Source organism: Streptomyces sp. NPDC085927 (assembly GCF_044540975.1).
In the GTDB taxonomy this organism is placed as follows: Bacteria; Actinomycetota; Actinomycetes; order Streptomycetales; family Streptomycetaceae; genus Streptomyces; species Streptomyces hirsutus.
This window is the reverse complement of sequence record NZ_JBITSN010000010.1, coordinates 79,044-100,194: the sequence shown is the minus strand read 5'-3', so window position 1 is coordinate 100,194 and position 21,151 is coordinate 79,044. Positions and strand designations below refer to the sequence as shown.

Annotated in this window: 15 protein-coding genes and 2 pseudogenes; 10 read left to right on the top strand and 7 right to left on the bottom strand. The window is 72.7% G+C overall.

The annotated features are described in order from the left end of the window. Nucleotides 1-642: an aspartate/glutamate racemase family protein gene (locus ACIF80_RS24875; RefSeq protein ID WP_399808931.1), complete on the top strand. Its 642-nt coding sequence runs from the start codon at nt 1-3 to the stop codon at nt 640-642. 741 nt (nt 643-1,383) lie between these two features. On the opposite strand, the gene gndA is transcribed toward ACIF80_RS24875, so the two are convergent. Next, entirely contained in the window at nt 1,384-2,823 is a 1,440-nt protein-coding gene (gene gndA, locus ACIF80_RS24870; RefSeq protein ID WP_399808464.1) for an NADP-dependent phosphogluconate dehydrogenase, read from the bottom strand. A 393-nt stretch (nt 2,824-3,216) separates the two neighbouring features. Between gndA and ACIF80_RS24865 the strand changes: the two are divergent. Further along, a pseudogene (locus ACIF80_RS24865) lies at nt 3,217-3,507 on the top strand (transglycosylase family protein); the annotation flags it as partial. Here ACIF80_RS24865 and ACIF80_RS24860 read toward each other — a convergent pair. After that, on the bottom strand, nt 3,417-4,088 hold the full coding sequence (locus ACIF80_RS24860) for a hypothetical protein (RefSeq protein WP_399808928.1): 672 nt from the start codon (nt 4,086-4,088) through the stop codon (nt 3,417-3,419). The pseudogene ACIF80_RS24865 and the gene ACIF80_RS24860 sit on opposite strands and share 91 nt — an antisense overlap. Nucleotides 4,089-4,143: 55 nt before the next feature. Between ACIF80_RS24860 and ACIF80_RS24855 the strand changes: the two genes are divergently transcribed. Continuing rightward, the gene (locus ACIF80_RS24855; RefSeq protein ID WP_399808925.1) at nt 4,144-4,539 is read left to right on the top strand and encodes a M23 family metallopeptidase; all 396 of its coding nucleotides are present in this window, start codon (nt 4,144-4,146) and stop codon (nt 4,537-4,539) included. On the opposite strand, the gene ACIF80_RS24850 is transcribed toward ACIF80_RS24855, so the two are convergent. Further along, nucleotides 4,529-5,830, bottom strand: coding sequence for a DMT family transporter (locus ACIF80_RS24850; protein WP_399808462.1), 1,302 nt, complete (start codon nt 5,828-5,830; stop codon nt 4,529-4,531). The genes ACIF80_RS24855 and ACIF80_RS24850 overlap by 11 nt on opposite strands. Before the next feature lie 244 nt (nt 5,831-6,074). Between ACIF80_RS24850 and ACIF80_RS24845 the strand changes: the two are divergent. From ACIF80_RS24845 to ACIF80_RS24825, 5 genes and pseudogenes are all read left to right on the top strand, one after another. Beyond that, nucleotides 6,075-6,793, top strand: a pseudogene (locus ACIF80_RS24845) (glycosyltransferase); the annotation flags it as partial. Nucleotides 6,794-6,845: 52 nt separating this feature from the next. Then, on the top strand, nt 6,846-8,066 hold the full coding sequence (gene glgC / locus ACIF80_RS24840; RefSeq protein ID WP_399808460.1) for a glucose-1-phosphate adenylyltransferase: 1,221 nt from the start codon (nt 6,846-6,848) through the stop codon (nt 8,064-8,066). A 290-nt stretch (nt 8,067-8,356) separates the two neighbouring features. Then, a complete protein-coding gene (locus tag ACIF80_RS24835; RefSeq protein WP_399808457.1) occupies nt 8,357-10,984 on the top strand; it encodes a PA14 domain-containing protein in 2,628 nt (875 codons plus the stop codon). A gap of 303 nt (nt 10,985-11,287) precedes the next feature. Next, nucleotides 11,288-12,757, top strand: coding sequence for a wax ester/triacylglycerol synthase family O-acyltransferase (locus tag ACIF80_RS24830; protein WP_399808455.1), 1,470 nt, complete (start codon nt 11,288-11,290; stop codon nt 12,755-12,757). Between the two features lie 149 nt (nt 12,758-12,906). Then, the gene (locus ACIF80_RS24825) at nt 12,907-14,418 is read left to right on the top strand and encodes an SDR family NAD(P)-dependent oxidoreductase (protein WP_399808453.1); all 1,512 of its coding nucleotides are present in this window, start codon (nt 12,907-12,909) and stop codon (nt 14,416-14,418) included. A 31-nt stretch (nt 14,419-14,449) separates the two neighbouring features. Here ACIF80_RS24825 and ACIF80_RS24820 read toward each other — a convergent pair whose 3' ends face one another. Next, entirely contained in the window at nt 14,450-14,902 is a 453-nt protein-coding gene (locus ACIF80_RS24820; RefSeq protein WP_399808451.1) for a hypothetical protein, read from the bottom strand. 476 nt (nt 14,903-15,378) lie between these two features. Here ACIF80_RS24820 and ACIF80_RS24815 point away from each other — a divergent pair, with 476 nt between their 5' ends. After that, nucleotides 15,379-15,552 (top strand): hypothetical protein, encoded by a 174-nt coding sequence (locus tag ACIF80_RS24815; RefSeq protein ID WP_399808448.1) that lies wholly within the window; start codon nt 15,379-15,381, stop codon nt 15,550-15,552. Between the two features lie 187 nt (nt 15,553-15,739). Here ACIF80_RS24815 and ACIF80_RS24810 read toward each other — a convergent pair whose 3' ends face one another. Together ACIF80_RS24810 and ACIF80_RS24805 are read right to left on the bottom strand one after the other, a co-directional pair. Further along, the gene (locus ACIF80_RS24810) at nt 15,740-16,177 is read right to left on the bottom strand and encodes a VOC family protein (protein ID WP_399808445.1); all 438 of its coding nucleotides are present in this window, start codon (nt 16,175-16,177) and stop codon (nt 15,740-15,742) included. Nucleotides 16,178-16,580: 403 nt separating this feature from the next. Further along, nucleotides 16,581-18,002: a lipase maturation factor family protein gene (locus tag ACIF80_RS24805; RefSeq protein WP_399808922.1), complete on the bottom strand. Its 1,422-nt coding sequence runs from the start codon at nt 18,000-18,002 to the stop codon at nt 16,581-16,583. A 175-nt stretch (nt 18,003-18,177) separates the two neighbouring features. Here ACIF80_RS24805 and ACIF80_RS24800 point away from each other — a divergent pair, with 175 nt between their 5' ends. Beyond that, on the top strand, nt 18,178-20,355 hold the full coding sequence (locus ACIF80_RS24800; RefSeq protein WP_399808442.1) for a SpoIIE family protein phosphatase: 2,178 nt from the start codon (nt 18,178-18,180) through the stop codon (nt 20,353-20,355). Nucleotides 20,356-20,393: 38 nt separating this feature from the next. Here the strand turns inward: ACIF80_RS24800 and ACIF80_RS24795 are convergent, their stop codons facing one another. After that, a complete protein-coding gene (locus tag ACIF80_RS24795; protein WP_399808440.1) occupies nt 20,394-21,050 on the bottom strand; it encodes a zf-HC2 domain-containing protein in 657 nt (218 codons plus the stop codon). Between the last annotated feature and the right edge of the window lie 101 nt (nt 21,051-21,151).

Below are 21,151 nucleotides of genomic sequence, written 5' to 3'. Positions count from 1 at the left end.
GTGCTCGCCCTCCTGCACACCTCACCCGTTCACGTCCCCGTCTTCGACGCCCTGCGCGACGACGCCCATCCGCAGCTGGAGCTGCGGCACCTCGTCGACGAGGAACTGCTGGACCGGGCCCGCGCGGCGGGTCCCGAGGCCGTGGCCCACGACGTACGGGTGAGGCTGCGGGAGGCCGTCGCCGACGGTGCTCGGGCCGTGCTGTGCACGTGCTCGACCATCGGCTCGGTCGCGGAGGCGTCGGCCGGCCGGATCGGTGTGCCGGTGCTGCGGGTCGACCGGCCGATGGCGGGCGCGGCCGTGGCCGCCGGGCCGCGCGTGGTCGTCCTCGCCGCTCTGGCGAGCACCCTCGGCCCGACGGCGGCCCTGGTCGAGGAGGAGGCGCGCCGCGCCGGCCGCCCCGTCGAGGTGCGCACTCTGCTGGTGGAGGGAGCCTGGGCCCACTTCGAGGCGGGCGACCCGTCGGGGTACGCACGTCAGGTCGCCGGCGCGGCCGACGCCGTCACCGGTGCCGACGTGATCGTGCTCGCCCAGGCGTCGATGGCCCCGGCGGAACACCTCACGACCACCGCCGTCCCGGTGCTGTCCAGCCCGCGGGCAGGGCTGGCGGCGGGCGCGGCGTCGGCGCGGGACGGCCGGTAGCGCCACCCTGGGCCTTCGGGAGGAGCGGTCGTCACGCGGGGGAGTGACCGGGGACGACTGGCGACGCGGTCGTCGGGTAGGCGGGGGATGAGTCCAGAGCCGACCCAGAGCCGACGTCGACCGACCGGCCGGAGGACACCGCCATGACGCAACCACATCCTGACCCCGTTCCACCCGGGCCCGCACCGGACCCGGTTCCCCCGGGTCCAGCCCCGGCCCCTGTACACCCGGACCCGGTTCCCCCGGGACCCGCTCCGGGACCGGATCCTCAGCCTCCCCCGCCCCACCCCGACCCGGCCCCGCCCCCAGGTCCGGCCCCGACGCCCCCGCCGCCGGCACCGGGCCCGCCGGCACCGGGCCCGCCCGTTCCCGGTCCGCCGCCCACGCCGGGGCCGCCCGGGCCGTCCCCCTCGCCGATTCCCCCGGGCCCCGAACCGGTCCCGAACCCGGAACCCGGCCCGCCGCTCACCTGACCCGGCGGCCGGCTCGGGCGACCCGGGAAACGCAGTGCACCGGGACCCACCACGCGGGGGGGGGGGGGGGGGGGGGGGGGGGGGGGGGGGCCCGCGCCCCCCGGCGCCCGCGCCCGCCCCCCCGCCCCCCCCCCCCCCCCCCCCCCCCCCCCCCCCCCCCCCCCCGCGGCCCCCCCCCCCCGGCCCCCCCCCCCCCCCCGCGCGGGGGGGGGGCGGGGGGGGCCCCCCCGCCCCCACCGGGGGGCCACCCCGCGGACGCTTTCCCCGGCTACGCCGGGACCTCGCTGCGGTCGTCCCCCCACAGGGTGTGGAACGAGCCGTCGCGGTCCGTGCGCCGGTAGGTGTGCGCGCCGAAGTAGTCCCGCTGCCCCTGGGTGAGGGCGGCCGGCAGGCGCTCCGCGCGCAGGGCGTCGTAGTAGGCGAGGGCCGCGGCGAAACCGGGGGTCGGCACGCCCTGGCGGGTCGCGGCGATCAGCACCTCGCGCCAGTCGTCCTGCGCGTCGGCGATCTCCCGCGCGAACGTCTCGTCCGACAGCAGGCTCGGCAGATCGGCACGGGCGTCGTACGCGGCGCGGATACGGTCCAGGAAGGCCGCGCGGATGATGCACCCGCCGCGCCAGATCGCGGAGACCGCGCCGAGGTCGATGTCCCAGCCGTACTCCTCACTGCCCGCGGCGATCTCGTGGAAGCCCTGCGTGTACGACACGATCTTCGACGCGTACAGGGCCTGCTCCACCCGGTCCGCGAACGCCGCGGCCTCCGCCTCACCGAGCGGCGCGGCCGTCGGACCCGCCAGCCCGCGCGAGGCCTCGCGCAGCGCCGCGTGCCCCGACAGCGAACGCGTGAACACCGCCTCCGCGATCCCCGACACCGGCACGCCCAGGTCGAGCGCGATCTGCACGGTCCAGCGCCCCGTGCCCTTCTGCTCCGCCTGGTCGACCACCACGTCGACGAACGGCTTGCCCGTGGCCGCGTCCACGTGCGAGAGCACCTCGGCCGTGATCTCGATCAGGTACGAGTCCAGCCGGCCGGTGTTCCAGGTGCGGAAGATGTCCGCGATCTGCGCGGGCTCGTACCCGGCGACGTCGCGCAGCAACTGGTACGCCTCGCCGATCAGCTGCATGTCGGCGTACTCGATGCCGTTGTGCACCATCTTCACGAAGTGCCCGGCGCCGTCGGGGCCGACATGGGTCACGCAGGGTGCGCCGTCGGCCGCCTTCGCCGAGATCTTCTCCAGCATCGGACCCAGCGACTCGTACGACTCCTTCGAGCCACCCGGCATGATGCTCGGCCCGTTGAGCGCGCCCTCCTCGCCACCGGAGACGCCGGTGCCGACGAAGTGGATGCCCTGCTCCCGCAGCGCGCGCTCGCGGCGCCGGGTGTCGGCGAAGTGGGCGTTGCCACCGTCGATGATCATGTCGCCGGGTTCCAGCAGCGGCGCGAACTCCTCGATCACCGCGTCCGTCGGCTCACCGGCCTTCACCATGATGACCAGCCGCCGCGGACGCTCGAGCGCCGCCACGAACTCCTTCGCGGTCTCGGCCGCCACGAAGCTGCCCTCGTGCCCGAACTCCTCCACCAGCGCATGCGTGCGCGCCGCCGTCCGGTTGTGCACCGCGACCGTGTAGCCGTTGCGGGCGAAGTTGCGCGCGAGGTTGCGGCCCATGACCGCGAGACCCGTGACGCCGATCTGCGCTGAACTGCTCATTGGGTTGGCTCCTAGTGACCTTGGTATCGGTACTGCCGGGATTGTCGGTGCTGCCGGTCGCTGCCCGCCAGTCCCGCCGGCGACCATCCCGACCATCCTGACGTGCCGCAACCGCGTCCGCACGCGCGGGTCGTGCGACATCCCGCAGCCACATACGGGCGGGGGCCCCCTCCGTACTCATCCGGGCTCGTCCGGGACGCCCGGCTCACGCCTGCGCGCCCCGCGTACGCGACGCGCCCAGGCGGGAGCATGCCGTGCGACGGCGCCAAGCGGGGCGCAACGGGCGAAAAGTACAGGCCACTTGGCGCATCCGCGCGGCTGATAGCCGTCTTGTCACGGCCGGTTCGCAACGCTTACTTTGGCCACTTCTGACGCATTGTCGAGGGGGGCTCCATGGCCGTGCGCGGCCGGCATCGCCGGTATCAGCCGAACAGGATCAACCGCGCCTCACTCACCGTCACCGCGGGTGGTGCCGGAATGGCGCTTCCCCTCCTGGGCACCGGCGTCGCCGAGGCGGCGGACGTGGACACCTGGGACAAGGTCGCCGCCTGCGAGTCCAGCGACAACTGGGACATCAACACGGGCAACGGCTACTACGGCGGACTCCAGTTCACCCAGTCCACCTGGGAGGCCTTCGGCGGCACCCGGTACGCGCCGCGCGCGGACCTGGCCACCAAGGACCAGCAGATCGCCATCGCCGAGAAGGTCCTGGACGGCCAGGGCCCCGGCGCCTGGCCGGTGTGCTCGCAGCGGGCCGGACTGACCCGGGGCGGCGGCGCCCCCGACATCCGCCCGGCCGCCGGCCGCTCGGAGGCCAGGAGCGAGGCCCGGACCGGAGCGAAGAAGGACGCCGGGCCGGACGCGAAGGCCGGTGGCAGGAGCGGCAGCGGCGCCACCACCGTCGAGGACGTCAAACCGCAGAAGACACCCCAGTCCCGCGCGGGCCGCACCGAGATGTACACCGTGCTCCACGGCGACACCCTCTCCGGCATCGCGGAGGAGGAGCGGGTACGGGGCGGCTGGCGCGGTCTGTACGACGCGAACAGCGCGACCGTCGGCGCCGACCCCGACCTGATCCTGCCCGGGCAGCGGCTCACCCTGCCCGATGGGAAGGCCACCCGGGCCCGCCCCGCCCCGAAGCCCGCGGACACGGCCTCCAAGAACAAGAAACCCAAGAACAGGGCACCGGAGAAGAAGGCGCCGGAGAAGAAAGCACCGGAGAAGAAGGCGCCCGAGAAGAAGGCGCCGGAAAAGAAAGCTCCCACGCAGCGCACCGAGGAACGGGCGGACCGCACCACCCAGAAGAGCGGCGGCACGCGTGTGGCCCCGGTCGCCGCCCCCCTGGGCACCCCGTACCACAAGGCCGGTTCCTCCTGGTCGAAGGGCTATCACACCGGTGTCGACTTCCCCGTGCCCACCGGCACGTCCGTGAAGGCGGTCGCGCCGGGCACCGTCGTCAGCGCCGGCTGGGAGGGCTCGTTCGGCTACCAGGTGGTGGTCCGGCACGCCGACGGCCGCTACAGCCAGTACGCCCACCTGTCGGCGATCTCGGTGAGGAGCGGCCAGTCGGTCACCGCGGACCAGCGCATCGGCCGGTCCGGCTCGACGGGCAACAGCTCGGGCCCGCATCTGCACTTCGAGGTGCGGACGGGGCCCGGTTTCGGATCGGACATCGACCCGGTGGCCTATCTGAGGGCGGGCGGCGTCAGGATGTGACGCGTATGCGGTGCCGCTCCTGGGCGGGCACCGGGACGTACAGGCCGCCGGAGAAGGGGCTGTACACGAACACCGGCAGCGCCGGCTCCGCGGCTTCGGCCTCAACCCCGGCCTCCGGGGCTGAGGACGCGTCGGCCGCGGAGGCCGGGGCCGGCACCCGCACGCGTACGTCCCGGGCGAGTTCGGAGCGCAGCAGTCGCTCGACCGAATCCGACAGCGAATCGGCGCCGGCCCCCACAGACTCCAGGGCGCTCCCGGCCCTCACCGCCCCCACTGCCTCCACGGACCGCCCGACAGGCACCGCTCCGGCCGGCGAGGCCTCCACAGCCGGAGCAACCGGAGCCTCTGGGAAAACCGGGACGGCCGGGGCGACCGGGGAAACCACCGAGCCGACCGGCGTCACCAGGGAGTCCGGGGAGCCCGCACCGATGCTCTCCGTGCTCTCCGCCCGCTGCGGCTGCTCGCGCGCCAGCCGCTCCGTCGTCAGCAGGATCAGACCGCCGGCCGCCACCACGCCGCAGCTCAGCGCGAGCGCCGTGCCGGTCGCGCCGTAGCGGAAGGTCTCGCCGAACATCGTGATGCCGACCGCTGCCGCGACCACCGGGTTCACCACCGTCAGCGTGGCCAGCGGAGCCGCGAGTCCGGCGCCCCGGTAGGAGGCCTGGGAGAGCAGCAGGCCGGCCGTGGCCAGCACCCCGATCACCGCGAGGGACGGCACGTCCCCCGCCGAGACACCGTCGGTCCAGTCCACCGCCACGGTCTTCGTGAAGACGGACGACATGCCGAAGGCGATACCGGAGGCGACGGCGAGCAGGATGCTGCGCACCGCCGGGTGCCGCTGCACGGTCCGGGCCGCGACCACCAGGGCGACGACCGCGACGGCCGTGACCAGCGCCGCCACCACCCGCTGGGCGGTGCCGAGGGACTGCGCGTCGGACGCGCCGACCAGGGACAGCAGACCGGCGAGTCCGACGGTCGCCATGAGAGCGCCGCGCCACGCCGTCGCCCCCGCCCTGCGGCCGACGAACAGCGCCGCCATCGGCAGCGCGAACACGATCGTCAGCGCGCCCAGCGGCTGGACCAGACTCAGCGGGCCGTAGGCGAGCGCCACCACGTGCAGCAGACCGCCGAGGCCGTTCAGTGCGACCGCCGCCCACCAGCCCGGCCGGCGCAGCGGCGCGTACTGCTCACCGGGGGAGGACACCGCGACCTGCTCCTGCACGATCGCCCCGCCCGCGTACGCCACGGCGGAGACGAACGACAGCAGCACGGACAACGCGAGGGCGCTCATCGGCAGCTCCTCTGCGGGAGGCCGGGGCGCCGGCCCCGGTGCGGCGAACGGTCGGCTTTCATGAACAACACGATGCCGTGTTCCGGTGTTCCCGTCGTCGTCCCTGAGCACTCAATGAGTCCTACTGCCGATGGAGTACGAGGACGCCCCCGTCATCCCCTGGGTGGGCACCCCGGGGCCGGCGGACCCTGAGGGCTTCCCCTAGGGGACTCGAGATCCCCTCGTACTCCCAGGCACCCCCGGCTGCTACCCGGCTCTGGACCCGGCCAGGGTGCACGTCGTGCACAACGGCATCGACACCCGGCTGTACCGGCCCGACCCCGGCACCGAGGCGCTGGACCGGATCGGCCTCGACCCGTCCCGGCCGTACGTCCTGTTCGTCGGCCGCATCACCCGGCAGAAGGGTGTGCCCCCACCGCTGCGGGCGGTGCGCGGGATCGACCCGGCGGCGCAGGTCGTGCTCTGCGCGGGCGCCCCCGGCACCCCGGAGATCGAGCGGGAGTTCCGCGAGCTGTACGAGGAGCTGAGCCGGGTGCGCGCGGGCGTGCACTGGATACCGCGGATGCTGCCGCGTCCGGAGGTGATCCAGCTGCTCACCCACGCCGCCGTGTTCGTGTGCCCGTCGGTGTACGAGCCGCTCGGCATCGTCAACCTGGAGGCGATGGCCTGCGGCACCCCCGTGGTGGCCAAGGGGGTCTCCCTGCTCGAACGAAGTCGAGAGCTTGGGGAAGGGCCGGCGGTGTCCCCGAAGCCGTGGAGGACGGCGTGACCGGGGTACTAGTGGAGCTGGACGACGATTTCGCGACAGGGCTCGCGCGGGCCCTCGACTCGGTCCTCGGAGACCCGGACGCCGCCCGGCGGACGGGCGAGGCCGGTCGGGAGCGGGCGGTCGGCGAGTTCGGCCGGGACGCGATGGCCCGCCGCACGGCCGCGCTCTACGAGGAGATCCGCAAACAGGCTTAGCCGTCCCCGCCCAGGGGCAGGGATGGAAAAATTCGGCGTGAGGGGAGCGGCCATGCGTCGTGGTGGTCCTTCGGTCCTGGGAATCGTGCTGGCGGGCGGCGAGGGCAAGCGCCTCATGCCCCTCACGGCGGACCGCGCCAAACCGGCGGTCACCTTCGGCGGCACGTACCGCCTGGTCGACTTCGTCCTGTCCAACCTCGTCAACGGCGACATCAAGCGGATCTGCGTGCTGACGCAGTACAAGTCGCACTCGCTGGACCGGCACATCACCACCACCTGGCGGATGTCCAGCCTGCTCGGCAACTACGTCACCCCCGTCCCCGCCCAGCAGCGCCTCGGCCCGCACTGGTACCTGGGCAGCGCCGACGCCATCCTGCAGTCGCTGAACCTGATCTACGACGAACAGCCGGATCACGTGGTGGTGTTCGGCGCCGATCACGTGTACCGCATGGATCCGCGCCAGATGCTCGCCCAGCACATCGAGAGCGGCGCCGGCGTCACGGTCGCCGGGATCCGGGTGCCGCGCTCGGAGTCCGCCGCCTTCGGCGTGATCACCCCGGGCTCGGACGGCCGGACGGTGCAGGGCTTCCTGGAGAAGCCCACCGACCCACCCGGACTTCCCGGCGACCCCGAACGCGTGTTCGCCTCCATGGGCAACTACATCTTCACCACCAAGGCCCTGATCGAGGCCCTTCAGCGGGACGCCGAGGACGAGGACTCGGTGCACGACATGGGCGGTTCGATCCTGCCGCAGCTCACCGACCGGGGTGAGGCCCACTTGTACGACTTCAGCTCCAACCACGTGCCCGGCGAGACCAGCCGCGACCAGGGCTACTGGCGGGACGTCGGCACCCTGGACGCCTACTACGAGGCGCACATGGACCTGATCGCCGAGCGCCCCGCCTTCAACCTCTACAACCGCCAGTGGCCGGTCTACACCCACTCCGGCCAGCTCTCGCCGGCCCGGTTCAACGCCGGCGGCATGGCGAGCGAGTCCATCATCAGCGCCGGCTGCCTGATCCGCGGCCAGGTCACCCGGTCCGTGCTGTCGCCGGGTGTGGTGGTCGACCCGGGGGCCGTGGTCCAGGGCTCGGTGCTGCACGACAACGTCCATGTCGGGCGGGGCGCGGTGGTGCGCGGTGCCGTCCTGGACAAGAACGTGGAGGTACCACCCGGCGCGACCATCGGCGTCAACCCGGAGCGGGACGCGGAGCTGTACACCATGTCCAAGGGCGGAGTGATCGCCCTCGGCAAGGGGCAACCGGTGCCGTAGCACCCGCACCTGCCCGCGGGGCAGGTGGTGGTACGGAAGGGACGGGCCCCGGTCGGTGCGACCACCGGGGCCTTTGTCATGTCCCTGGACGAGCGGCGGAATCCGTGCTGTTATGCCAAGTGCTGTTCCTGACAACGTTGTACAACCGAACACAACGCACAGAAAAGAACATGAGCAGCGCGCAGAACAGCGGGACCGAGCACACGAACAGCGGGACCGAGCACCGAGAACGAGCACCGAGAACGAGCACTGAGCAGAGAGCCGTCACCTTCCTCACAGACGGAGGATCCGTGCGCATCAGACGCCTCAGAGACCGTTTGGCCCTGTTCCTGGCCGCCGCACTGGGAGTCGCGGGACTCACCGCGACCGGCCAGACCGCGACCGCAGCCGAGGACGACCCGGTGGACATCCACGGACTGAAGGGCGAGTACTACACACAGTCCGCCCCCGGGGCCTTCGACTTCCACGAGCTCAAGGCCACCGCCTTCGACCCGCACCTCGACTTCGACAACCTGGAGCCGCGGCTGAACTTCACCACCGGCCGGTCGGACGACGTCAGCGTCCGCTGGACCGGGAAGATCGTGCCGGAGAAGACCGGCGCGCACACCTTCTCGATCATCGGCGACAACGGCTTCCGGCTGTGGATCGACGGCAGGCTCGCCATCGACCACTGGGTCGACGACTGGGACCGCGAGCAGACCGCCGAGCCGATCGAGCTGACCGCCGGCCGGGCCCACGACATCAAGGTCGAGTACTTCGAGCACTACGGCGGCTCCAACCTCCACCTGCGCTGGACCGAACCCGGCGGCACCAAGGAGGCCGTACCGCAGTCCGCGTTCCGCCTGCCGGACGGCTTCGACTACGACGGCGCCCTCGCCGCCACCGTCCTCGGTTCCGGACGCACCCTGAAACTCGACTTCCCGCGCCCGCTCGCCGCGCCCCCGGCCGGACTCACCGATCACGTCAACGCGGTCATCGGCGGCGCGCAGTGGCCGCTGACCGGCGCCGAGCGGGACCCGGCCGACCCCAAGGCCCTGCTCGTCACCCTCGGCGAACCGGTCGTGGGTAACAAGACCGGCACCGCCCGCGGCACCGCCGACGTCCGCTACGACGGCCGGGGCGGCCTGGCCACCGCCGACGGCGACCCCGTGGACGCGTTCATGAGCAGCGGGCCCAACCGCTCCACCCACGAACTGACCACCCGGTGGGCCGACGAGGTGGGCCCGGACAACGCCCTGCCCGAGTACCCGCGCCCCCAGCTCACCCGGGACCAGTGGCGCAACCTCAACGGGCAGTGGCAGTTCGCCGCCGCGGAGGAGGGGGAGCGGCCCCCCGTGGGCAAGACGCTCAAGGAGCGCATCCTGGTCCCGTACCCGGTGGAGTCCCAGCTCTCCGGCATCCAGCGGCACGAGGACCGCATGTGGTACCGCCGCACCTTCACCGTCCCCCGGGACTGGAACATCGGCTCCGGCAAGCGGCTGCGGCTGAACTTCGGTGCCGTCGACTGGCGGTCCGAGGTGTACGTCAACGGCACGAAGGTCGCCGCCCACGAGGGCGGGTACGACAAGTTCAGCGCCGACGTCACCGACGCGCTGAAGCCCGGCCGCACCCAGGAACTCATCGTCGGCGTGTACGACCCCACCGACGCCGCCGGCGGTGAGAACCCGCCGCTCGGCAAGCAGCGCCTGGACCCCAGCGGCATCTGGTACACGCCCAGTTCGGGCATCTGGCAGACGGTCTGGATGGAGCCGGTCGCCCGCGACCACGTCGACTCCCTGAAGCTGGTGCCCGACGTGCCCGGCGAACGGCTCACCGTGGAGGCGAAGGGCGTCCGGGACGGAGTACCCGTCAGGGCGACCGCGTACGACGGACGGCGCAAGGTCGCCACGGTGACCGGCCGCACCGGGGAGCCGCTGGACCTGCGGATCGCGAAACCGAGGCTGTGGTCGCCCGAGGACCCCTTCCTGTACCGGCTGGAGGTGACCGTCGGCACCGACCGCGTCGGCAGTTACTTCGGAATGCGCTCGATCGCCGTCGAGGAGATCGACGGCGTGCCGCGCACGGTCCTCAACGGTGAACCGGTCTTCCTGATGGCCACCCTCGACCAGGGCTTCTGGCCCGACGGACTGCACACCGCGCCCACCGACGAGGCCCTCGCGTACGACCTGCGCGTGCACAAGGAGCTCGGGTTCAACTCCGTGCGCAAGCACATCAAGGTCGAGCCGGACCGCTGGTTCTACTGGGCCGACCGGCTGGGTCTGATGGTGTGGCAGGACATGCCGTCCATGAGGGCCGGAGTGAACCCCGACGCCTCGTCCCGCGCCCGCTACGAGCGCGAGATGAAGCAGATGATCGACGAGCACGTCAGCAGCCCGTCCGTCGTCATGTGGGTCACCTTCAACGAGGGCTGGGGCCAGTACGACGTCGGCCGCGTCGCCGAGCAGGCCAAGGCCTGGGACCCGACGCGCCTGGTCAACAACCAGTCGGGGCTCAACCTCGGTGCCGACGGCAACGCCGGCGACATCATGGACGAGCACGGCTATCCCAGCCCGGCGCTCCCACCGCGCCCGGACGGACGGCGCGCCCTGGTCACGGGTGAGTACGGCGGCCTCGGCCTCGCGGTGCCCGGTCACGCCTGGGCGGTTCAGCAGTCGTACGTCGACGTCGATCCGGAGACCTACACCGAGGACTACCTCACCAAGCTCGACGAGGTGCGGGCCCTGGTCTGCCGGGGCAGCAACGGCGCCGTGTACACGCAGATCTCGGACGTGGAGGGCGAGCTGAACGGCCTGCTCACCTACGACCGGCGCGTGCTGAAGCCGGACGTCGCCCGGGTGAAGGCCGCCCACGACGCCCTGGTCCGGGACGCGTCCCGGGCGAAGCCCGCGGGGTGCCCGGCCGAGGGCGCCGCGCGGTGAGCGGTTCCTCCGGCGGCCCGCGCCCGTCCGGGTGGCGTTCGGCACCCCGGCCGACGCTCCGGGCGTCATGCCGGATTCCGCCCCGTATGCCGCTTCGGGAAAGCCTTCTGACGCCGTGTCGGGAGGTTCCGGCCGTGCGGCGGTGACCCCGTCCGCCCGCCGAGTCCCGCCCCTCCCGTCGACCCGCGGGAGGGGCGGAGACGTAATCTGATGTTAACTGTGTGTGGCGGGATCGTACTTGACCGTAATCGGTCGCGGGCGATTGACTGCTGGTCCACCCCGTCGTCGACGCGAGGCAAGCCCGTGACAGCAGATCTGCTCGCTCCTCTCGACCTGGCGTTCTGGAACATCGAGTCCGCCGATCACCCCATGCATCTCGGTGCCCTCGGGGTCTTCTCGGCCCGTTCGTCCGCCGGGGGCGCCCACGCCGCGGATCTGCTCGCCGCCCGCGCCGCCGCCGTTCCCGGACTGCGCATGCGGATCCGCGACGTGTGGCAGCCCTTGCCCACGCGCCCCTCCCTGTCCTCGCTGCGCGGACTCTCCTCCCTGTCGGCCCTGCGCCGCCCGCTCGCCGCCACGCTCGGCTCCGCGCTCGGCCGGCCGTTCGGCTCCGCGCTGCGCGGACCGCTCACCTCGGCCCTGCGCCGCCCGCTCGCCTTCGGCGGAGCCGAACGGGAGACCGACCCCGGCTTCGATCCCCTGAACCACGTCCGGCTGCACGCCCCCGTCACCGACTTCCACACGGCGGCGGGCCGGCTCATGGGACGTCCCCTGGAACGCACCCGGCCGCCCTGGGAGGCCCATGTACTGCCGGGGGAGGACGGCGTCTCCTTCGCCGTCCTGTTCAAGTTCCACCACGCCCTCGCCGACGGACTGCGGGCCCTCACCCTCGCCGCGGCCCTGATGGACCCGATGGACCTGCCCACCCCCCGGCAGCGCCCCGCCGCGCCTGCGCGCGGACTGCTCCCCGACATGCGCGAGGTGCCCGGACTCGTCCGCGGAGCCCTGTCCGACGCGGGCCGGGCCCTGGACATCGGCGCCTCCGTCGCCCGTTCCACCCTCGACGTGCGCTCGTCGCCGGCCCTCACCTGCGACCCCAGCGGCACCCGCCGCACCGCCGGGGTGGTCCTCGACCTCGACGACGTGCACCGGATCCGCAAGAGCGTCGGCGGCACCGTCAACGACGTGCTGATCGCGGTCGTCGCCGGTGCCCTGCGCCACTGGCTCGACGAGCGCGGCGACGGCAGCGAGGGTGTCGCCCCGCGCGCCCTCGTCCCCGTCTCCCGGCGCCGCCCGCGCACCGCGCATCCCCAGGGCAACCGGCTCTCCGGCTACTTGATACGGCTTCCGGTCGACGAGGCGGAACCGCTCGCCCGCCTCGCCCTGGTGCGCACCGCCATGGACCGCAACAAGGACGCCGGCCCCAACCGGGGCGCCGGCGCCGTCGCCCTGCTCGCCGACCACGTACCACCGCTCGGCCACCGGCTCGGCGGACCCCTGGTCGGTCAGGCGGCCCGGCTCTGGTTCGACGTCCTGGTCACCAGCGTGCCGCTGCCCGGCTTCGGACTGCGGCTCGGCGGCGACCCGCTCGGCGCCGTCTTCCCCTTCGCGCCGCTCGCGCCCGGACACTCCCTGGCGGTCGCCGTCTCCACCTACCGCGGGCACGTCCACTACGGACTGGTCGCCGACGGCGCCGCCGTCCCCGACCTCGACCGGCTCGCTCGCGCCGTGACCGAGGAGGTGGAGACACTTCTCACCGTCTGCGACCCCTGACCGCCCGCCACGGCGCCCACCACCGTGTGCGACCTTTGCCCACCGTCCGGTACGGGTTTGGTGCTGCGGCCCGGCGCTCCGTAAAATCGCCCGTTCGACAGCGGGCGCGACCGGAGCGCCGCCACGGCAGACCAGGAACGGCAACGGCGATGACGGTGACAGAGGACGGCCCCCGGGCCACGGACACGATGGTCCACGGGGACACCGTGGCGCACGAGGACGTGGTGGCACACGGGCCCGGCATCGACCCGGAGCGGCTGGCCGTGTGCCTCGACGTGCTCGCGGAACTCGACACACTCGACGTCGACCACCCGGACGCGATCAGGGTCCGCCGCGCCACCTCGCACATCTACCGCACGGTCAAGCAGCGCCGCCGCCAGGAGCGCCGGGCCGCCAAGACCGCCCACGACAAGGCGGTCACCGAGGCCACCGCCACCGGGTCCGCCGAGCGCATCGACGACGAGACCGAAGGCATCCTGCCCTCGTCCCGCACCGAGGAGGGCAGGATCGCGGGGATACTCCAGCGCCCCCGCTCCTGCTACATCTGCAAGCAGCGGTACGTCGAGGTCGACTACTTCTACCACCAGCTCTGCCAGGAGTGCGCCGACGAGAACCGCAGCCGCCGGGACGCCCGCACCGACCTCACCGGCAAGCGCGCGCTGCTCACCGGCGGCCGGGCCAAGATCGGCATGTACATCGCGCTGCGGCTGCTGCGCGACGGCGCCCACACCACGATCACGACCCGCTTCCCCAACGATGCCGTCCGACGCTTCAAGGCCCAGCCCGACAGCGACCAGTGGATCGACCGGCTGAAGATCGTCGGGATCGACCTGCGCGACCCGGCCCAGGTCGTCGCGCTCGCCGACTCGGTGTCCGCCGCCGGTCCGCTGGACATCCTGATCAACAACGCCGCACAGACCGTACGGCGTTCCCCGCGGGCCTACAGCGAGCTGGTCGCCGCGGAGTCCGCGCCGCTGCCCGCGGGTGAACTGCCCGCCGCCGAGGTGATCGGCGGCTTCGGCTCCGGCGCGGTGGCCGAACTCCCGGTCGCGGGATCCGGCGCGCTCACCGCGCACGACGTCACCGGCCTGGCCCTGGTCTCCGGTTCGGCCTCCCTGGAGCGGATCGCGGCCGGTACCGCGATCGACGCCGGCGGCCTGGTCCCGGACCTGCACGACACCAACAGCTGGGTGCAGACCGTCGAGGAGGTCACCCCGGTCGAACTGCTCGAGGTCCAGCTCTGCAACTCGACGGCGCCGTTCCTGCTCATCAGCAGGCTGCGCCCGGCGATGGCGGCCGCGGCGGCGAAGCGGACGTACATCGTGAACGTCTCCGCCATGGAAGGCGTCTTCGACCGCGGCTACAAGGGCGCGGGCCACCCGCACACCAACATGGCCAAGGCCGCGCTGAACATGCTCACCCGCACCAGCGCCCAGGAGATGTTCGACAACGACCGCATCCTGATGACGGCCGTCGACACCGGCTGGATCACCGACGAGCGTCCCCACCCGGACAAGATCCGCCTCGCGGACGCCGGCTTCCACGCCCCGCTGGACCTGATCGACGGCGCGGCCCGCGTCTACGACCCCATCGTGCGCGGCGAGGCGGGCGAGGATCTGTACGGCGTCTTCCTGAAGGACTACGTGCCCGGCAGGTGGTGACGCGGACGCCCGACGGCCGGCGGCGGAGGAGTCATTCCACCGCGCCGAGCCGGGAGTTGCGCGCCGCCAGCAGCTCCAGCACGGTGCGCCAGTCCTCCAGGACCCCCGCGTCGAAGCAGGCGCCGCGGGCCTCCTCGTCCGCCGCACGCAGGGCGAGGAGGTCGTCCTCCTCGCCCTGGAGACCGTGCCGGGGCCGGCGGCGGACCAGCCCCGCCACCCGCTCGCCGAGCAGCGCGCGCACCGCGTCCGCGGCCCGGTCGGCCCGCGTGGCGGGCCCGCCCGGGCGCAGCAGCCGGCCGGCCGGCCGGACCAGGCCCGCCACCTGAAGCTCCTTGTCGGCGGGACGTCGCCGGCGCAGCAGCGCGGCGGTGCGCAACGCATGGTCGTACGCGTCGGCCGGGGCCCCGCCGGGAACCGGGACGTCCCGAACACCCCGGCAGGCGTACAGCAGGTCCATCAGCTCCTCGACACTGCGCAGTTCCATGCGCCGGTCCTCCTGGAAGACAGCCGTTTGCCGTACGGCAGCACACCATGACGAGCTTGCGGGTCGGCCAACAGGACTTGAACTGCGCCGGGACCATGCGGCCTTATCGAAAGCGTGGACACCCCCGTAGTCCGATCGAGTGATCGGCGGTAACGGCCCCTATGGGGAATTAGCGGTATATAGGAGTGGAAGAAACACGGACCGACATGTGATCGTTACGGCGAGTTTTCAGCCCCATCGAGCAGGGGCCCGCTCATTTGGTTAATCTGAGCCGGACGGGCAGCAGTAAAGGGTCCTACCCACACCCACCGGTCCGTCATGGGACACGTCACTTCACAAGGGCCTGGTCTCCTACGATCAACCGGCGCCACCGCGTCCGAACGGCTTTCGCATCATGCCCGAGCGGACGTACGACGCGGGCGCGGCAGGACCGGCGCGGCACGTCCCGAGGGTGACCGACACATAAGGAGTGCGCGGTGACACCGGAGAAGACCAACGTGGATCAGCCCGTCAAGGAACGTCCCGAGCGCGCAGGCCGCCCGGCAGGCGAGCTCGGCAGTCTCGACGTGTGGGCCCGGTCGGCCCCGATCCGCCTGGCGGGCTACGAGGACGACCTCGCCGAGCCCCACATCCTGCCCAGCGTCGACTGAGGCCGATCCCGCTCCGCGTGATCGCCGCCCTGGGCCGTCACCACGCGCGAGACGCACCCCTGGGACCCGGACGCCTCCGAGGAGGACGCCCGGGTCCTGCGGGTCCTGTGGACGAACCCGGCAAGGACGCGGGCGGGTCGGGCCGCGCGTCATGCACCGGGCGCCGTGACCGGGCCGGCGGCCCCGCTCAGGGGCGGGCGTAGGGCCGGGTCATGATCTCCAGGTTGTGGCCGTCGGGGTCGTCGAAGTAGGCGCCGCGCCCGCCGAAGAGGCGGTTGATCCTGCCGGGTTCGGTGTGGTTCGGGTCCGCGTAATAGGTGACCCCGACCGCCTCCAGGCGGGCGATCATCACGTCGAACCGATCCTCGGGGACGAGGAAGGCGTAGTGCTGCGACTGGATCGGCTCGTCGCGCTGCTCGTAGTAGTCGAGGGTCACGCCGTTGCCCAGGTCGACGGGCAGGAACGGGCCGAAGGGGGCGCCGACCTCCAGCCCCAGGATCACGGCGAGGAACTCGGCCGACAGGCGGCGGTCGCGGGCGAGGACGGCGGTGTGGTTCAACTGGACGGTTGTGGTGGGCGGTTCGGGCGCGGCGGGTGTGCGGGGTGCGCCGAGTGCGTCGGGCATGGCTGGTTCGTCTCCGGGTGTCGATTTCCGTCGGGTGTGCCGCGCGGCGCGCGGCGGAAGCGGGAAAGGGAACGCGGAGAGGAGGGCGGGGCGCGGGCGTTGCCCTGCCCCGGGCCGGGAGTGGGCGGGAGCGTCCCCGCCCGGCTCACACCGAGGCCGGGAGCGTCTTTCGTGTGTGGCCCAAGGCCGACCCGGCAGTCACCCGGCAGACGATAGGCGCACGCCGCCGATCACCGCAACACCCGGGCGGACCGGGCCGCGAGGAGGCATGCGGGGCGGGACGGTCCCACGGGGTGATCGTCGGAGGACGAAGGTCTGCTGAAGGCCGGAATCCGTGTCCGGCGGACCTCGACGCCGCCCGCCGCCGAACGCCATGAGGTCCTCGGAACCGCCGCCACCCCCTCTACGGCCTGTGAACCGCCCCCGCCAGCCGGGTCGGCGGCAGATACTCGCGCACGTAGGTCCGCTCCCAGCACGCCCCCGTCTCCCGCAGCTCGCGCCAGGTCGTGTACCGGTAGCGGAACAGCCGGGCGCGGACGTACCGGGGCGGCGCGTCCGGTGGGAAGGGGGAGCGGCGCAGCAGCCGCAGCGTGTCGCGGTCGCCCTCCAGCAGGCGTTCCACCAACGCGCCGAACCACGGCCCGGTGTAGGACGGCGACAGCGCGGCGAACCACATCAGCCAGTCGAGCCGCAGATGGTACGGCGCGAACTGACGCGGCCAGCGCCGGGGATCCCCCGGCTTGCCCCGGAACTCGTACTCCCGCCAGTCCGCGTCCCTCCGGGGCGTCCCGTCCGCGGTGCCCTCGATCACCACCTCGTACCGGATCCGGCTGACACTGCCGAACGCCCCGTAGGTGTTGACCAGGTGCAGCGGGTCGAAGGACCGGTTCATCACCTGGCGGCGGGAGAGCATGTTGCGCACGGGGTGGTAGCCGAGGACGAGCAGCAGCGCGGACACCGCGAGGACGACGACCACGTACCACAGCGGGGCACCGGCCGTGTCCGGGGGAGCGGTGGGGAACGCGACCACCGGCAGGGCCAGCACGATCGTGATCCAGTTCAGCCAGGAGAAGTTGCCCGACAGCACCAGCCACAGCTGCGTGACGATCATCAGGACGGCGGCGGCCGTGGCGACCGGCTGCGGAGCGAACAGCAGGAACGGAACGACCAACTGGGTGACATGGTTCGCGGCCGCCTCGACCCGGTGCAGCGGCTTCGGCAGATGGTGGAAGAACCAGCTCAGCGGCCCCGGCATCGGCTGGGTCTCGTGATGGTGGTCCAGGCAGGTGAGCTTCCGCCAGCACGCGTCGCCGCGCATCTTGATCAGCCCCGCGCCGAACTCGACCCGGAACAGCACCCACCGCAGCAGGAACAGCACGACGACCGGCGGGGCCACCTCGTCGTTGCCGAGGAACACCGCGAGGAAGCCGACCTCGAGCAGCAGCGACTCCCAGCCGAAGGCGTACCAGGTCTGCCCGACGTTGACGATCGACAGGTACAGCATCCAGGGCACCAGCCACAGCAGCATCCCGGCCCACAGCGGAAGCCAGGAGTCCACCCCCGCGAGCAGCGCCGCCGACACCGCGCAGCCCGTCCAGGCACAGCCCGCGAAGAACCGGTCCGAGTAGCGCAGCTGGAACAGACCGGGCGCCCGCGCGAACGGGGTCCGCTCCACGAACCGGGGCACCGGCAGCATTCCGCGCTCACCGATCAGCGCACGGAACTGCAGCACCGCCGTCAGGAACGCGACCAGGTACAGCCCGGCGAGCGCCCGCTGGAAGACCAGCCGGCTCAGCCAGTAGTCGGATGCGGTGAACCACTCCACGGCCGTGCGCTCCCTCCCGTCCATTGTCCGTCCCCGGTCGCCCGCCGTCCTTCGGCCGCCGTCGCCGTCCCTCTGCCCTGTGACTCTCCGTATACCCGGAGCGGCCGGAGCCGTCCCGGAGAGGCCGGGGACATCACCGGTCGAAGAATCGGATGAACCCTGACAAGGTGGGTCCATGGCTGATCGGGGAGCGAGCGCCCTGTCACTCCCGGACGACTGGCCGGACCACCCGGATCCGATCCTGGCGCTCAACCGCATGGGCAGGTTCGACTGGAACCTGGACACCCGGGTGATGCTGATGGACGCCCAGGCCCGCGACATCTTCGACCTGCGCCCCGACGAATCCGACCGTCCCGACGCGTTGGCGGCCCGGATCCCGCCCGCCGAGGTCGTGCGCCTGGACACCGCCGTCTCGCAGGCCCTGAAGGACGACAGCGAGAACTACGGCGTGTACTTCCGGGTCCGCCGCCGCGACGGCACCCTGCGCTGGATCCACACCTACGGCTACATCCGCCGGGACGGGACCGGACCGCCCCGCCACATCCTCGGCGTCGTCCGGGACGCCACGGAGGAACTCGGCGACAGCGAGGCGGGAGGAGCGCAGGCCGCCCAGGAGTACGCCCTGCGCGAGCAGACCAACATCGTCCAGCTCACCACGGCCGCCCTCGCCCACGCCCGCACCGTGCAGGACGTCATCGACGTCGTCAAGGACACCCACGGCCTGACCCTTCTGGGAGCCACCAGCCTCGTCATGGGTCTGGTCGAGGCCGGCCGGATCCGGCTGGTCGCCGAGGGGCCCGCCGGCAGCTTCGTCCCGGGCACCAGCATCACCCGGATCGACGAGCAGTACCCGATGAGCGAGGTCGTACGGACCCTGAGCCCGCGCTTCATCGAGTCGCCGGAGGAGTTCGCCGAACGCTACCCGGTGCTTTGGCCGCACCTCACCGACCTGCACATCACCTCGGCGGCCTACCTGCCGCTCATCGTCCAGACCCGCCCCATCGGCGCCATGGGCCTGCTCTACAACGACCGGCGCGGCTTCAGCCCCGAGGAGCGCAACCTCCTCGTCGCCCTGTGCAGCAGCATCGCGCAGAGCATGCAGCGGGCCGTGTTCTACGAGCAGGAGATGGACCTCGCGCAGGGACTCCAGCAGGCCATGCTGCCCCGGACCATCCCCAGCGTGCCCGGCGCCGACGTCGCCGTCCGCTACCGCGCGGCCAGCGTCGGGAGCGGCCTCGGCCGGGACATCGGCGGCGACTGGTACGACCTGATCCCGCTGCCCGGGGGCCGTGTCGGCGCCGTGATCGGCGACGTCCAGGGCCACGACACCCACGCCGCCGCCGTCATGGGCCAGTTGCGCATCGTACTGCGCGCCTACGCCGCCGAGGGGCACCCGCCGGCCACCGTGATGGCCCGGGCCTCCGTCTTCCTGCACGAACTCGACACCGACCGCTCCGCGACCTGCCTGTACGCCGAGGCGGACCTGTCCACCGGCGTCCTCCAGATGGTCCGGGCCGGCCACATCGACCCACTCGTCCGGCGTGCCGACGGCGTCTGCCACCGCGTCCACGTGCCGGGCGGGCTGCCGCTCGGCCTGTCCGCCGAGTTCGACCGGCTCGACTACCCGGTCGGAACGATGGAACTCGATCCCGGCAACGTGCTGCTGCTGTGCACCGACGGCCTGGTCGAGCAGCCCGGCGCCGACCTCGACGACGGCATCGAGACCCTCTCCGCGCTCGTCACCACCGGCCCCGAGGACGTACGCGAGCTGGCCGACCGGCTCATCGACGTGGCCGAGGAGCGCAGCGGGGACGACGACGTGGCCCTGCTCCTGCTGCGCCGCCGCCCGCCGGACAGCCCGCGCGCGGGAGGCCGGCTCCAGCAGCACGTGGCCCCCGGCGACCCCGAGGCCCTCACCGAGGCCCGGCGCATGATCCGCGCCGGGGTCGGCGCCTGGGGCGCGGGGAACCGCGCCGACGAGATCGAACTGGCCGCCGACGAACTGATCACCAACGCACTGATGCACACCGAGGGGGCCGCCGTCGTCACGCTCAGGGTCCTCACCGGCGGCGAGCGGCGGCTGCGCGTGGAGGTCGAGGACTCCTCCAGCGCCCTGCCGCGCCGCCGCGAGGCGGGAGAGTCGGGTGTCTCGGGGCGAGGTCTGCTCCTCGTCGAGATGCTCGCGGACGACTGGGGCGTGGAGGCGCGCGGCGGCGGCAAATGCGTGTGGTGCGAGTTCTCGGTGACCAAGGCCTCCGCCTTCGCGGAGCCGGCGGGCCCCATGGGCCTCATGGACCCGGCGGAGCGCGACCACGGCCCCGGCCGCGGCGGCACGGGACGCGGCTCCTGCTGACCGGTCCGGTCCGGGCGGCACTCCGGGCCTCCCCGCTGTCACCGGGGCTTCAACGTCACCAGGTGCTCGCCGTCCGAGGAGCGCAGCTCGTAGCGCTCGACCTGCCCGCTGTGCAGGGTGGAGCCGCCCGTCATGGTGTTGGGACGGGCGTCGTGACGGGGCACGTGCCAGCTGGTCACGGTCTCCTCGGAGCCGTCCTGCCCGACCACCACCAGCCGGCAGACGCGGGGCCCCGCCCCGTCCTTGACCTTCAGCTCCAGCCGGCTGCCCCAGTCCTCGTCCGCCGTCGTGATCTCCGCCCACACCCCGGACCGCTCGTCGGCCGCCGCGATGCTCTCGGGCGCCCGCTCCCCGCCGCCCGAGGACATCAGGGCGAGCGCCGGCGCGGCCGTCGCGAGCACCACCGAGGCCGCCAGCGCGAACAGCAGCCGACGGCGCACCGCCGGGTCGCGGCCCGCCACCTCGGACAGCAGCCGGTCGAGCATCCTCGGGCCCGGCTTGGGCATCGGGTGCGTCAGCGGCGGTGTGGAGCGCCGGTACAGCATCAACTGCCGTGTGGTCGCCCCGAATTCGGTCACCTGTGCAGCGCAGCTGGGGCACTCCATGAGGTGGTCCTCGAAGCGGAAGGCCTCCGCCTCGTCCAGCACGCCGAGCGCGTACGCGCCGACGTCGCGATGCCTTTCCAGGGACCTCATGCCGAATCCTCGTACCGTTGGGTGTGGGTGGGGTTACTCGTTGCTCCCACCGGTACGCACCGGGCAGTCGATTCACTCAAGCCGCATGCCGAATCGTAACC

Bases quoted from the DNA above. Each gene is read 5' to 3' on its own strand.
- gndA (WP_399808464.1), bottom strand. From the start codon at position 2,823: ATGAGCAGTTCAGCGCAGATCGGCGTCACGGGTCTCGCGGTCATGGGC.
- ACIF80_RS24850 (WP_399808462.1), bottom strand. From the start codon at position 5,830: ATGAGCGCCCTCGCGTTGTCCGTGCTGCTGTCGTTCGTCTCCGCCGTG.
- glgC (WP_399808460.1), top strand. From the start codon at position 6,846: ATGCGTCGTGGTGGTCCTTCGGTCCTGGGAATCGTGCTGGCGGGCGGC.
- ACIF80_RS24825 (WP_399808453.1), top strand. From the start codon at position 12,907: ATGACGGTGACAGAGGACGGCCCCCGGGCCACGGACACGATGGTCCAC.
- ACIF80_RS24820 (WP_399808451.1), bottom strand. From the start codon at position 14,902: ATGGAACTGCGCAGTGTCGAGGAGCTGATGGACCTGCTGTACGCCTGC.
- ACIF80_RS24810 (WP_399808445.1), bottom strand. From the start codon at position 16,177: ATGCCCGACGCACTCGGCGCACCCCGCACACCCGCCGCGCCCGAACCG.
- ACIF80_RS24800 (WP_399808442.1), top strand. From the start codon at position 18,178: ATGGCTGATCGGGGAGCGAGCGCCCTGTCACTCCCGGACGACTGGCCG.
- ACIF80_RS24795 (WP_399808440.1), bottom strand. From the start codon at position 21,050: ATGAGGTCCCTGGAAAGGCATCGCGACGTCGGCGCGTACGCGCTCGGC.